The following is a 12,501-nucleotide window of genomic DNA, read 5'->3' as shown; positions in this document are numbered from 1 at the left end:
AATGGCGGCGCTGACGATGCAGCCTGGCGCCGAGATCGATGGCTTCACCATCGGCGAGCGCGTGCACCGCGGCGGCATGGCGACGCTGTGGACCGTCACCCATCCGGGCATCAATGTGCCGCTGCTGATGAAGGTGCCGCTGACTTCAGAGGGCGAGGACCCGGCGGCGATCGTCAGCTTCGAGATGGAGCAGATGATCCTGCCGCGGCTGTCGGGGCCGCACGTGCCGGCCTGTTTCGGCACCGGCGATTTCGAGCGCCAGGCCTATGTGGTGATGGAGCGGATTCCCGGGCAGACGCTCTACAAGCGGCTCGATGCCCTGCCGTTGCCGTATGAGGAGGTGAGGGTGATCGGCGGCAAGATTGCGACCGCGCTCGCCAGCCTGCACCGCCAGAACGTCATCCACCACGACATCAAGCCAAGCAGCATCATGTTCCGCGAGCGCGGCGAGGCGGTGCTGATCGATTTCGGCCTCTCGCATCACCAGCATCTGCCCGATTTGCTGCAGGAGGAGTTTCGGCTGCCTTACGGCACCGCGCCGTACATGGCGCCGGAGCGCCTGCTCGGGGTGCGCGACGATCCGCGCAGCGATCTGTTTTCGCTCGGCGTGCTGTTGTATTTCTTCACCACCGGCGTGCGCCCGTTCGGCGAGACCGAGAGCCTGCGCGGCATGCGCCGGCGGCTGTGGCGTGACCCGTATCCGCCGCGCCAGCTCAAGCCCGACTATCCGCCGTGGCTGCAGGAGATCGTGCTGCGCTGTCTGGAGATCGATCCGGCCGCGCGCTATCCGACCGCGGCGCAACTGGCGTTCGATCTCGGCCACCCCGAGCAGGTCAAGCTGACGGCGCGGGCGCAGCGGTTCGAGCGCGATTCGCTCGGCACCGTGTGGCGGCGCCGCTTCAATCTCGGTGCGATGCCGCCGCAGCCGAAGTCCAATGCCGCCGCGCAGCTCGCATCGAGCCCGATCCTGGCCGTTGCGCTCGACCTCGGCGAAGAGGCCGATGCGCTGAACGAGGCCATCCGCGTCACCGCCGAACAGGTGCTGTCGACGTCGCCGTCGGCGCGGCTCGCCTGCGTCAACGTGCTGAAGCTCAATCGCCTGGCGATCGACCGCAGCCATGACGAGCAGGGCCAGAACAAGCACGTCGACCGCCTCGTGGCGCTGCAGCACTGGGCGCGGCCGTTCAGGCTCGAGGAGGGGCGGCTGACCGTGCATGTGCTGGAGGCGATCGATCCGGCCGCCGCGATCCTGGAATTCGCCGCGGTCAATCTGGTCGACCACATCATCATCGGCGCGCGGCAGAATTCGATGCGGCGCGCGCTGCTCGGCAGCGTCTCCGCCAAAGTCGCCGGCGAAGCGCCGTGCACGGTGACCGTGGTGCGGCCGTCGCAGCTGGTGCCGGCGACGGATGCCGAAGACGGCAACGGCGCGGCGGACCCAGCGGCGAATGCCGCGGTCCCGCCGCCCGCGCTGTTTTGATCAGATCGCTTCGCCGCGCGCGTCTGCCGCTGCATTGCGGATCGCGGCGATGTTGGTCTTGTAGGCCTCGACGGTGCCGCCCTTGAACACGGCGGAGCCCGCGACGAAGGCATTGGCGCCGGCGGCGGCGAGCTGGCCCGCGACATCGGGCGCCACGCCGCCATCGACCTCGATGTCGATCGGGCGGCCCGCGGTCATCGCCCTGACGTCAGCGATCTTGCCGATCGCCGAGCGGATGAAGGCCTGGCCGCCGAAGCCGGGATTGACCGACATCACCAGCACGAGGTCGATCAGGTCGAGCACGTATTCGATCGCGCTCGCCGGTGTTGCCGGATTGAGCGAGACCCCGGCCTTCTTGCCGAGCGCGCGGATCGCCTGCAGCGAGCGATGCAAATGCGGGCCGGCCTCGGCATGCACCGTGATGTGGTCGCAGCCCGCCTTGGCGAACGCCTCCAGATAGGGGTCGCAAGGCGAGATCATCAGATGGGCGTCGAAGATCTTCTTGGTGTGCGGCCGCATCGCCTTGATGACGTCGGGGCCGTAGGAAATGTTCGGCACAAAATGCCCGTCCATCACGTCGAGATGGATCCAGTCGGCGCCGGCCTGGTCGACGGCGCGGACCTCCTCGCCAAGCTTTGAGAAATCCGACGCCAGAATCGACGGAGCGATAACGAGGGGACGCGGGGTGAATGACTGAGTCATGTCAGCTGTTCCGGAAGACTTGCAGAGGGCGACGGGTGATCCCGCCTAACATGCGCAGGCGTGGCGGGCAATGCGAGCCGATGGCACCGCGGAGCCGGAAAAATCTGCCGCCGGCGGCAGCTCTTGCCGGGCGCATGGAACCGGCATCGACGCTCGAAGGCCTGGTTTTATTGGGTTTTTGCCATGGCACGCCCCTTGCTGAGCCATTGCCACGCGTTTGAGCCGCCAGGCGCGGCTTTGTTGGAGTATTGCCATGCTGTTTGCTTTAGGCGCTGCGTCGTCGGCCGTTGATCTCCTGAGCTCGCTGATGTCGTCGAAGTCGACGACCCAGACCGGCAGCTCCAGTCAGGCAGGCCAGTCGAGCGGCCTGTTCGACCTTTCGACCACGACATCGACCTCGACCGGCAGCAGCACCAGCGCCGGATCGAGCAGCAGCACGCCGCAGATTTCGCCGCTGACGATGAGCGCGCTGCTCGATGCGCAAAGCCAGTCGGCGTCGACCGGCACGGCTTCAACCAGCACGGCTCCGACCAGCCGGTCCGCCGCGCTGCAGGACCTGTTCTCGCAGATCGACGCGGACGGCAACGGCCAGATCAGCAAAACCGAATTCGAGAACGCGCTCGGCGCCGGCGGCACCAACACGGCGCAGGCCGACGACGTGTTCTCCAAGCTCGACAAGAACGGCGACGGCAGCGTCAGCCTCGACGAGATGTCGCAGGCGTTGCAGGGCCACAAGGGCGGCGGTCATCATCACCATCACATGGAAAGCGGTTCGACCGACGGCTCCGGCTCCAGCAGCGGCTCCGGCGGATCGAGCTCCGATCCGCTGATGCAGGCGCTAAACGGCGCCACCTCGAGCTCCGTGACCAACAGCGACGGCTCGACCACCACGACGACGACCTATGCCGACGGCTCCAAGGTGTCGATGACGACGCCGGCCACAGCTTCCAGCACCAGCGGCACGTCTTCGTCTTCGTCCTCCGCCAGCGGCAGCGCAACCTCGTCCTACAATTTCATCGAGCAGCTGATCCAGCGCCAGTCGCAGGCGATCTCCGCGCAGGCTTCGTCGAGCGTGTCGGTCAGCGCCTAACCGAACCGGTCCTGCCAGCTCGGCAGCGCACCGGGGAAGGGCAGCGCGGTCGCTGAATGGACGCCGCGGGCGATCGCGCGCGCCACCGTGTTGGCCGCGATCGCGCCGAGCCTGGTCAGCCCGAACAGCGGATCGACCGGCTTGGCGCCGGTTGCGGCGGCAAACACCACATCGCCATCGAGCGGGGCGTGCACCGGGTAGATCGCGCGCGCCATGCCGGTCTGCGCGATCATCGCCAGCCGCCGCGCCTGCGGCTTCGTCAATTGCGCGTCGGTGACGACCACGACGAGCGTGGTGTTCTCGGCGGCGCTCGCGTCCGCGCCGCCCTTCAGCCGCGGCTTCAGCATGTCAGGCGTGAACGCGGGCGGCAGGCCGCGCCCGCCGAACTCGCCATCGACCTCGAACGGCGCCGCCCAGAACCACGGGCCGCCGCCGACCGTCACACTGCCGACCGCGTTGACCACCGCCAGCGCTGCGACCTTGATGCCGTCGTCGGTCACAGCGGACGCCGAGCCGAGACCGCCCTTCAGATTGGCTGTCGTGGCGCCCATGCCCGCGCCGACGCTGCCGAGCTCGAAATCGCCGGAGGCGGCATTCGCCGCCGCGTAGCCGAGGTCGCGATAGGGCGGAAAGCGTCCCCATGCCTTGTTGCCGCCGTTGAGCAAATCGAAGCAGATCGCGCCCGGCACGATCGGGATCACGGCGTCGCGGATGCGAAAGCCGCGGCCGCGCTCGGCGAGCCAGGCTTGCACCCCGCCGGCCGCGTCGAGCCCGAGCGCGGAGCCGCCGGACAGCGTGATGGCGTCGATCGCCTCGACGACGTTATGCGGCGAAAGCAGCGCGTCTTCGCGGGTGCCGGGACCGCCGCCGCGGACATCGATCGAGGCCACCGCCGGCCGCTCGAACAGGATGGCGGTGACGCCGGAGGCGATCACGGCGTCGTCGGCGTGGCCGACGGCAACGCCGGCAATATCGGTGAGAAGGTTTTTCACGATTGAGGTCTATCCGCCTGCTGTCCGATCGATCCGGTATAGCAGCCGCAGCGCATAAGCAAAACGCCCCGGCGGACCGGGGCGTCTAGCGCTCTGTCCCCGTCATTGCGAGCGAAGCGATCCATGTCACCGATCACGCGGAAAGATGGATTGCTTCGTCGCTTCGCTCCTCGCAATGACGGCGAAGGATGGGGAGTCGATCAGGAGCCCTTCGGATTGATTTCGGTGTAGTTGCCCTTGGCGTCCCACTTGTAGACCACGTAGTCGATCGCCTTGATGTCGCCCTTGGCGTCGAAGGCCATCTTGCCGAGCACGGTGTCCCACTCGCCGGCCTTGATGGTGTCCATCACCTTCTTGGCGTCGGTCGAGCCGGCCTTGGCGACGGCCTGCGTCCACACCTGCATCGCGGCGTAGGTGTAGAGGGTGTAGCCCTCGGGATCGATGTTCTTGGCCTTGAACTTCTCGACGATCGCCTTCGCGGTCGGCTTGTTGCGCGGGTCGGGGCCGAAGGTGAACAGCGTGCCTTCGGCGGCCGGGCCGGTGATCGAGGCGAACTCCTTGTCGTTCATGGCGTCGCCCGCCATCAGCACGGTCTGCAGGCCCTGGTCGCGCATCTGGCGCAGGATCAAACCGGCTTCCTGATGGTAGCCGCCGACATAGACCAGATCGATGTTGTCGCGCTTCAGGCGCGAGACGATCGAGTTGAAGTCCTTGTCGCCCTTGTTGTAGGACTCGAACATCTTCTCCTGGAAGCCGGCCTTGTTCAGCGCCTTCTTGGTCTCGTCGGCGAGGCCTTTGCCGTAGGTGGTCTTGTCGTTCAGGATCGCGACGTTCTTGCCCTTGTAGTTCTTCATGATGTAGTCGGCGGCGACCAGGCCCTGCTGGTCGTCACGGCCGCAGACGCGCGCCACGTTCCAGAGCTTGCGTTCGGTGAACAGCGGGTTGGTCGAGGCCGGGGTGATCTGCAGCACGTTGGCGTCGGCATAGGCCTCGGAGGCCGGGATCGACGACGACGAGCAGAAATGGCCGGCCACGAACGGGATCTTCGACGAGCCGATCTTTTCCGCGATCGAGCGTGCCTGCTTCGGATCGCAGGCATCGTCATCGGATTCCAGCGCGAGCTTCTTGCCGAGCACGCCGCCGGCGGCGTTGATGTCGGCGACGGCCTGCTCGGCGCCGTTCTTCATCTGCCGGCCGAAAGCGGATTCGGAGCCCGTCATCGGGCCCGCGACGGCGACGGTGATGTCTTGCGCGAACGCGCTCGCCGATAATGCGAACGAAGCGCCCAATGCCAGGCCGATCAGCTTCAGTGATTTCATGAGACGTCCCTCGTGGTCGTTGCCTCTTGCGGAAGGGCCCGGCACGCCGGGCCCCAAAACCGCCGGCATTCTCGGCCGATTTCGCGGCGAAGTCACCGGCAATTTTCAGGCAAATCGACGCTGCATCCTGTTGCAGGGGCGACGCGGAAGGGTTTGCTAGCCGTGGCGGCCGCCTTCCAGATAGGCGGCGCGGATTTCCGGGCGCTGCAGCAATTCGCTGCCGGTTCCGGTCAGCGTGATCAGGCCGTTGACCATGACATAGCCGCGATGGGCGAGCTTCAGTGCATGGTTGGCGTTCTGCTCGACGATCAGCACGGTGAGGCCATCCTGGCGGTTCAGGGTGCGGATGGCATCGAAGATCTGTCGGGCGATCAGCGGCGCAAGGCCGAGCGACGGTTCGTCCAGCATCAGAAGCCGCGGCCGGCTCATCAGGGCGCGGCCGATCGCCAGCATCTGCTGCTCGCCGCCCGACAGCGTGCCGCCGCGTTGTGCGACGCGCTCCTTCAGGCGCGGGAACAGCGCGAACACGCGCTCCAGCCCGGCTTCGCGTTCGGCCTCGCTGCATTCGGTGGCATCGGCGCCCATCTGCAGGTTTTCCGCGACGCTCATGCGCGGAAAGATCCGCCGGCCCTCGGGCGATTGCGCGATGCGCAGCCGTGCGATCTCGTGGGTCGGCACGCCGGTGATGTCATGGCCGTCGAACTCGATGGCGCCGGCGCGGGCGCGCGGCCGGCCGAAGATCGTCATCATCAGCGTCGACTTGCCGGCGCCGTTGGCGCCGATCAGCGCGACGATCTCGCCGCGATTGATCTCGATGTCGACGCCCTTCAGCGCCTCGATCTTGCCATACGCCGCACGCACGCCGCGCACCGCGAGCAGGGGTGTGGTCATTGCTCGCTCCCGTCGTCGCCAAGCGCGCGGTCGTCCGTTCCCCCTCCCCCTGAAAGGGGGAGGGTTGGGGTGGGGGTTGCCTCCGCTTGCGCCAGTCTCTCGATGTGCGCGACCAGGTCGCTCAGCACACCCTCCAAATTCGAAAGCACATCGTTGTTCCAGTAACGGACGACCATCACGCCCTTCTCGGCGAGCCATTGCGTTCTGCGATCGTCAGCCTGCTTGCGCTGCTCGGCGTGCTGCCCACCATCGACCTCAACGGCGAGATGCAGGCGCGAACAATAAAAGTCGACTGTATATGGACCGATCGGATGCTGCTTGCGGAAAGAGAAACCATTGAGTTGATCGCGACGCAACGCGCGCCAAAGACGTGCTTCCGCATCGGTCATGCTGACGCGGAGAGATCGCGCACGGGCCGTCATATCTTTCGTGCGGGAAAAGCGTGACCCCCACCCGCCCGCTTCGCGGTCGACCTCCCCCTTGCAGGGGGAGGTGGGAGGCTTGTCGGCTGCGCTCATCACGTGCCGCTCTCCATCACGGCGATGGCTTCTTCCTCGTCGGCGCCGAGATAGGCGGCGATCACCTTGGGGTCGTCGCGCACCGCCTGCGGCGTGCCTTCGGCGATCTTGACGCCGTAGTCCATGACCACGACGTGATCGGAGATCTCCATCACGACCGACATGTCGTGCTCGATCAACAGGATCGAGGTGCCCTGTTCGTTGCGGATCGACAGCAGCAGTTCGTTGAGGCCGCCGCTCTCGCGCGCGTTCAGTCCGGCCGCCGGCTCGTCGAGACAGAGCAGCGCCGGCTCGGTGCACATCGCGCGCGCGATCTCGAGCCTGCGCTGGTCGCCATAGGGCAGATTGCCCGCGGCATCGTCGGCGCGGTCGAGCAGCCCGACACGGTCGAGCCAGGCCCGCGCCAGATCGATCGCGCGTGCTTCGGCCGCGCGCCAGGATGGCAGGCCGAGCAGGCCAAGCAGGGTCAGGCCCGAGGCGCGCATCAGCGCGTTGTGCTGGGCGACCATCAGGTTCTCCAGCGCGGTCATGCCGGGAAACAGCCGGATGTTCTGGAAGGTGCGCGCCACCTTGGCCTGCTTGGAGATGCGGAAATCGTTCAACCGTTCGAGCTGGATGCTGCGGCCGTCATCATGGCTGAGGCGGATCGCGCCGCCGCTCGGCCGGTAGAAGCCGGTGATGCAGTTGAACACCGTGGTCTTGCCGGCGCCGTTCGGCCCGATCAGCGCGGTGATCTTGCGCCGCTCGGCGGTGAAGGAGAGCTCGTTGACCGCGACGATGCCGCCGAAGCGCATCATCAGGCGGTCGACGGTCAGGATATGGTCGCCGCTCATCCGTGGCCCTCCTTGACGAGGTCGGACGAGATCGCCTGGTTGCGTTCCAGATACACGGTCGGCGCGCGATGGCCGATCAGCCCGCGCGGCCGCCAGATCATCAGCAGCACCATCGCGATGCCGAACACCAGCATGCGGTATTGATCGAGGCCGCGGAACAATTCGAAGCCGCCGATCATGGTCAGCGCGGCGAGCGCGACGCCGAGCTGCGAGCCCATGCCGCCGAGCACGACGATCGCCAGCACCAGCGCCGATTCCTGGAAGGTGAAGGATTCCGGGCTGATGAAGCCCTGCCGCGTGGCGAAGAACGCGCCGGCGAAGCCGCCGAACATCGCCCCGGTCGCGAACGCCGTCAGCTTGGTGGTCGTGGTGTTGATGCCGAGCGCGCGGCAGGCGACCTCGTCCTCGCGCAGCGCCTCCCAGGCGCGTCCGATCGGCAGCCGCCGCAGCCGGATGGTCACCCAGTTGGTGAGCAGCGCCATTGCCAGGATCAGATAGAACAGGAAGACCAGGCGGTGGGTCGGCGAGAATTCGATGCCGAGCTTGGCGGCGAGGCCGTCATCGCCCGGCGTCAGCGGAATGCCGAACATGGTCGGGCGCGGAATCCCCGACACGCCGTTGGGACCGCCGGTCAGGCTCTGCCAGTTGATGATGACGAGGCGGATGATCTCGCCGAAGGCGAGCGTCACGATCGCCAGATAATCGCCGCGCAGCCGCAGCACCGGGAAGCCGAGCAGCACACCCCAGAACGCCGCCAGGATGCCGGCAAGCGGCAGGCAGACCCAGAACGACAATCCGAAATTGGTCGCCAGCAGCGCGTAGGAATAGGCGCCGACCGCATAGAAGGCGACATAGCCGAGGTCGAGCAGGCCGGCGAGCCCGACCACGACGTTCAAGCCCCAGCCCAGCATCACGTAGGTCAGCACCAGGATCGACAAATCGAGAATGTAGCGCTGGTTGTAGAAGATCACAGGAACGAGGAACGCGAACACCAGCAGCGCCGGCGCCAGCCATCGGCCGGCGAACGAGATCGCCGATTGCACCGGCTTCGGCACGATGCTGTCCTTGTCGACCGGACCCCACCATTGCCGCAGCAACTCGACGATGATGCTGCCGCCGAACACGGTGCCGACGAGGGCGGCGAGGTCGCCGAACCGGGTCCAGTAGATCAGGCCGCCTTGCGGCCCGGCCTCGGTGCGGATGCCGATCATCAGCGAGAACAGCACCAGCGCGACGAGGGCGCTGATCAGGGCTTTCTTGAGAATGAAGGCGCTGCCCGAGGGCTGCGCGGCGGGCGATGGGCGGGCTGAGGTCGCGCTCACGAAGTGCCTGTCAGACTTTTTCGACTTCGGGACGGCCAAGCAGGCCGGTCGGCATGAAGATCAGCACCACGATCAGGATCGAGAACGCGGCGACGTCCTTGTACTCCACCGAGAAATAGGCCGACCAGAACGTCTCGATCAGGCCGATCGCGAGCCCGCCGAGCATCGCGCCCGGCAGCGAGCCGATGCCGCCGAGCACCGCGGCGGTGAACGCCTTGATGCCGGCGACGAAGCCCATGAAGAAATCGACCAGGCCGTAATACAGCAGATACATCATGCCGGCGACGGCGGCGAGCGCGGCGCCGATCACGAAGGTCATCGAGATGGTGCGGTCGACGTCGACGCCAAGCAGCGCGGCCATGGTCTGGTCCTGCTCGCAGGCACGCATGTCGCGTCCGAGCCTGGTGCGCGAGACCAGCCAGGTGAACAGCGCGAGCACCACGATGGTGGCGAGCACGACCATGATCTGGACATTGGAGAGCTGCACGGCAAAACCCTGGGCGCCTTCATGCAGCGTGTAGCCGCCGGTGATGATCGGCGGCACCGGCTTGACCCGCGCGCCCTGCGACACTTGCGAGAAGTTGGTCAGCACGAATGACATGCCGATCGCCGACAGCATCGGGGCCAGGCGGAACGAATGCCGCAACGGCCGGTAGGCGATACGCTCGATGGTCCAGCCATAGAGCGCGGTGATCGCCATCGAGACCAGCAGCACGATCAGCAGGATCACGGGGATCGCGGTGAGGCCGAGCGACACCAGCACCAGGAACGAGATCAGCGCGATGAAGCCGCCGATCATGAAGATGTCGCCATGGGCGAAATTGATCATGCCGACGATGCCGTAGACCATCGTGTAGCCGATGGCGATCAGGCCGTAGATCGAACCGAGCACGAGGCCGTTGATCAGTTGCTGGGCGAAATAAGCCATGCGCTGCCGTCAGTCCCCACTTCGCTCGAAAACGCCACGTCCGAGTGACGCGGCGAGGGCCCCCGGCAGCCTGACCCGTCGCGTCGTGTCATTTTCTAACAGCGGAACCCCGGCGGCGGCAACAGCGTGGCAGCAGCAGAAAGGGCTTGTACATAACTAGTTTGGCGGGTGCGGTTCAGATGTCACAGGGACGTTGCGATGTTGCCTTGCAATGATCACGCGGGAACCCGTGTTCCCCGAGCGGCGGCGCTCCTGACGGCGGCTTGATGCAGGCAAAGGCACGGCCACCCCCCGATCCGGAGCGCTGGTTCGTTCGCAGACCCTTGCAAGGGGAGTTCCGGAACGGGTCTCGCCACAGGGGTGGGACCCAGCCTTTTGAGCCGATTTGGCACGGCATGCCGGCCGCCACCGGCAATCCCCAGGCCAGTTAAGGTAAACGAAGGGTTTAAATTGCCGCCGGCAATTGATCGGCGTTACCTCGCAGGCTGAACCGTCGCCGCTCCAAAAGGCGCCGGAGACAACGGGAAGCGGCAATGTCGAATACCTGGCGGATCAGCTCCTTCAACGGCGCGCTGCTTGCGGCCTATTTCATTCCGGTCTGGACCATCATCGCCTTCAGCATCATGGTATCGCCGATCCACGGCCTCTATGAGCGGCCGAGCGTGTCGATCGCGCTGTATGCGAGCGACTATCTGCATCTCTCCAAGATGGCGACGGTGCGGCTCGCCTGGCTGCTGGCGCTGGCGCGGATCACCGTGGTGGCGTTCTTCGCGGTGTTCCTCGCGATGGCGGCGTTCTCGCCGCTGCGCAAGAACAGCAGCGGTGCCGACGAGGCGCTCGCGGTGGCGCTCTGCCTCGGCAGCGTGCTGAGCTTCGCCAGCATGATGATGGCGTCCAAGGTCGGCGAGATCGAGGCGATGCGCATGCACGCGTCGGAGCTTTTGATGCTGCTCGGCACCGCGATCGTGATGCTGTTCGAGACCTCGCCGAAGCGAGTCGCCCAGGCGCCCGCCGCCGAAGCGGGCGCGCCGTCGGGCGAGCTATCCCTTCAGCAGCCCTAAAGCGCGATAGTCATCGCGCTTTAGTTCGTTGTCTGAGCATGATCTTTTCGGAAAGCCGCTTCGCACTTTTCCGGATCATGCTCCTAGCTCAGCAATGATCGCGCCGGCTTCCTTGACGGCGTGATTGGCCGCCGGCACGCCGCAATAGATCGCCTGTTGCAGCAGGATCTCCTTGATGTCGTCGGGCGTGAAGCCGCCTTCGCTGAGCGCTGCGCGCACATGCAGGCGGAACTCATCCCACTGGCCGAGCGCAACCATGGTGCCGATCACGAGCACGCGCCGCGTGCGGTGATCGAAATGCGGTCGGGTCCAGATCTCGCCCCACGCATAGCGCGTGATCAGGTCCTGGAAGTCGGTGTTGAACGCGTTGCGGTTCTTGATCGACTTGTCGACCCATTCGTTGCCGAGCACCTTGCGGCGCTGCGTCATGCCGTCGTCGCGGTGCTGATTGTCGTCCATTGATGTCTCCTCGTGAAATCGTAGCCCGGATGGAGCGCAGCGCAATCCGGGTTTCAGCATCCGGCGAAAGACCTGTCCCGGATTTCGCTTCGCTGCATCCGGGCTACGCAGTTCTTGCTGTCAGCGTTGCGTCAGGAAGCCGACCACGGCCTCGGTGAAGGCGTGCGGCTGCTCGACATTGGAAATATGCGCGGCATCGAGCAGCGTCATGCTGGCGCCGGGAATGCCGCTGCGGATCATCTCGCCCGCCGACACCGGCGTCGCCATGTCCTGCTTGCCTGCGATCACCAGGGTCGGGCTCTTGATCCTGGGCAGCAGCGCGCGCTGGTCGAGCGTGGAGAGCGCCTCGCAGCAGGCGAGATAACCCTCGACGGGCGAGGCCAGCAGCATCGCCTTCATCCGCGCCGCGGTCTCCGGCTCGCGCTCGCGGAAATCGGCCGTCAGCCAGCCCGCGATCACGGTATCGGCGACGGCGGCGATGCCGCCTTGCTTCACCGCCTTGATGCGGTTCTGCCAGTTGGTCGGATCGGGATAGTAGCAGGCGGTGTTCGCCAGGATGATCTTGCCGAATCTGTCAGGCGCGTTTGCCCCTAGCCATTGCCCGACCATGCCGCCCATCGACAGGCCGCACCAATGCACCTTCTCGATGTTGAGGTCGTCGAGAATCGCCAGCACGTCGCGGCCGAAGCGCTCCATCGAGTAGGGGCCGGCCGGCACGCCGGACTTGCCGTGGCCGCGGCGGTCGTAGCGGATGACGCGGAACAGCTGCGTCAGCGCCTTCATCTGCGGCTCCCACATCTGCAAGGTGCAGCCGAGCGAGTTCGACAGCATCAAGGTCGGCCCGCCGTCGCGGCCGTCCACCTGGACGTTGAGCAGGCATCCGTCGGCGTTGATCATCGGCATCGT

At 66.1% G+C, this 12,501-nt stretch carries 13 protein-coding genes; 3 read left to right on the top strand and 10 right to left on the bottom strand.

The features are described 5' to 3' along the window. Position 1 precedes the first annotated feature (1 nt). A complete protein-coding gene (locus tag BRSPCE3_RS34150; RefSeq protein WP_244071228.1) occupies positions 2-1,480 on the top strand; it encodes a bifunctional serine/threonine-protein kinase/universal stress protein in 1,479 nt (492 codons plus the stop codon). Here the strand turns inward: BRSPCE3_RS34150 and rpe are convergent, their stop codons facing one another. After that, entirely contained in the window at positions 1,481-2,182 is a 702-nt protein-coding gene (gene rpe / locus BRSPCE3_RS34145; protein ID WP_244071225.1) for a ribulose-phosphate 3-epimerase, read from the bottom strand. 253 nt (positions 2,183-2,435) lie between these two features. On the opposite strand from rpe, the gene BRSPCE3_RS34140 reads away from it, so the two are divergent. Continuing rightward, a complete protein-coding gene (locus BRSPCE3_RS34140) occupies positions 2,436-3,272 on the top strand; it encodes an EF-hand domain-containing protein (RefSeq protein ID WP_244071223.1) in 837 nt (278 codons plus the stop codon). Here the strand turns inward: BRSPCE3_RS34140 and BRSPCE3_RS34135 are convergent. The 7 genes from BRSPCE3_RS34135 to BRSPCE3_RS34105 form a co-directional block, all read right to left on the bottom strand. Beyond that, positions 3,269-4,264 (bottom strand): P1 family peptidase, encoded by a 996-nt coding sequence (locus BRSPCE3_RS34135; protein WP_244071221.1) that lies wholly within the window; start codon positions 4,262-4,264, stop codon positions 3,269-3,271. The two genes, BRSPCE3_RS34140 and BRSPCE3_RS34135, sit on opposite strands and share 4 nt — an antisense overlap. A gap of 200 nt (positions 4,265-4,464) precedes the next feature. Continuing rightward, the gene (locus BRSPCE3_RS34130; protein ID WP_244071219.1) at positions 4,465-5,583 is read right to left on the bottom strand and encodes a branched-chain amino acid ABC transporter substrate-binding protein; all 1,119 of its coding nucleotides are present in this window, start codon (positions 5,581-5,583) and stop codon (positions 4,465-4,467) included. A 156-nt stretch (positions 5,584-5,739) separates the two neighbouring features. Beyond that, positions 5,740-6,474 carry an ABC transporter ATP-binding protein gene (locus tag BRSPCE3_RS34125; RefSeq protein ID WP_244071217.1) on the bottom strand — a complete coding sequence of 245 codons (735 nt, stop codon included), beginning with the start codon at positions 6,472-6,474 and terminating at the stop codon, positions 5,740-5,742. Continuing rightward, positions 6,471-6,992, bottom strand: a complete 522-nt coding sequence (locus BRSPCE3_RS34120; protein ID WP_244071215.1) for an endonuclease domain-containing protein — start codon at positions 6,990-6,992, stop codon at positions 6,471-6,473. The genes BRSPCE3_RS34125 and BRSPCE3_RS34120 overlap by 4 nt, the downstream gene beginning before the upstream one ends. Next, positions 6,992-7,825, bottom strand: a complete 834-nt coding sequence (locus BRSPCE3_RS34115) for an ABC transporter ATP-binding protein (protein WP_244071213.1) — start codon at positions 7,823-7,825, stop codon at positions 6,992-6,994. The genes BRSPCE3_RS34120 and BRSPCE3_RS34115 overlap by 1 nt, the downstream gene beginning before the upstream one ends. Further along, positions 7,822-9,147, bottom strand: coding sequence for a high-affinity branched-chain amino acid ABC transporter permease LivM (livM, locus tag BRSPCE3_RS34110; RefSeq protein WP_283843187.1), 1,326 nt, complete (start codon positions 9,145-9,147; stop codon positions 7,822-7,824). The genes BRSPCE3_RS34115 and livM overlap by 4 nt, the downstream gene beginning before the upstream one ends. A 10-nt stretch (positions 9,148-9,157) precedes the next feature. Beyond that, positions 9,158-10,075 carry a branched-chain amino acid ABC transporter permease LivH gene (locus BRSPCE3_RS34105; protein ID WP_244071211.1) on the bottom strand — a complete coding sequence of 306 codons (918 nt, stop codon included), beginning with the start codon at positions 10,073-10,075 and terminating at the stop codon, positions 9,158-9,160. Positions 10,076-10,608: 533 nt separating this feature from the next. Between BRSPCE3_RS34105 and BRSPCE3_RS34100 the strand changes: the two genes are divergently transcribed. Continuing rightward, entirely contained in the window at positions 10,609-11,136 is a 528-nt protein-coding gene (locus BRSPCE3_RS34100) for a hypothetical protein (RefSeq protein WP_244071209.1), read from the top strand. A gap of 75 nt (positions 11,137-11,211) precedes the next feature. Here the strand turns inward: BRSPCE3_RS34100 and BRSPCE3_RS34095 are convergent, their stop codons facing one another. Both BRSPCE3_RS34095 and pcaD read right to left on the bottom strand, forming a co-directional pair. After that, the gene (locus BRSPCE3_RS34095) at positions 11,212-11,595 is read right to left on the bottom strand and encodes a carboxymuconolactone decarboxylase family protein (RefSeq protein WP_244071208.1); all 384 of its coding nucleotides are present in this window, start codon (positions 11,593-11,595) and stop codon (positions 11,212-11,214) included. Between the two features lie 120 nt (positions 11,596-11,715). Continuing rightward, positions 11,716-12,498, bottom strand: coding sequence for a 3-oxoadipate enol-lactonase (pcaD, locus tag BRSPCE3_RS34090; protein WP_244071205.1), 783 nt, complete (start codon positions 12,496-12,498; stop codon positions 11,716-11,718). Positions 12,499-12,501 lie beyond the last annotated feature (3 nt).

The organism is Bradyrhizobium sp. Ce-3 (assembly GCF_022835695.1).
GTDB lineage: Bacteria > Pseudomonadota > Alphaproteobacteria > Rhizobiales > Xanthobacteraceae > Bradyrhizobium.
Note: the sequence above shows the minus strand (reverse complement) of the source record. Positions and strands in the feature narration are given on the sequence as shown.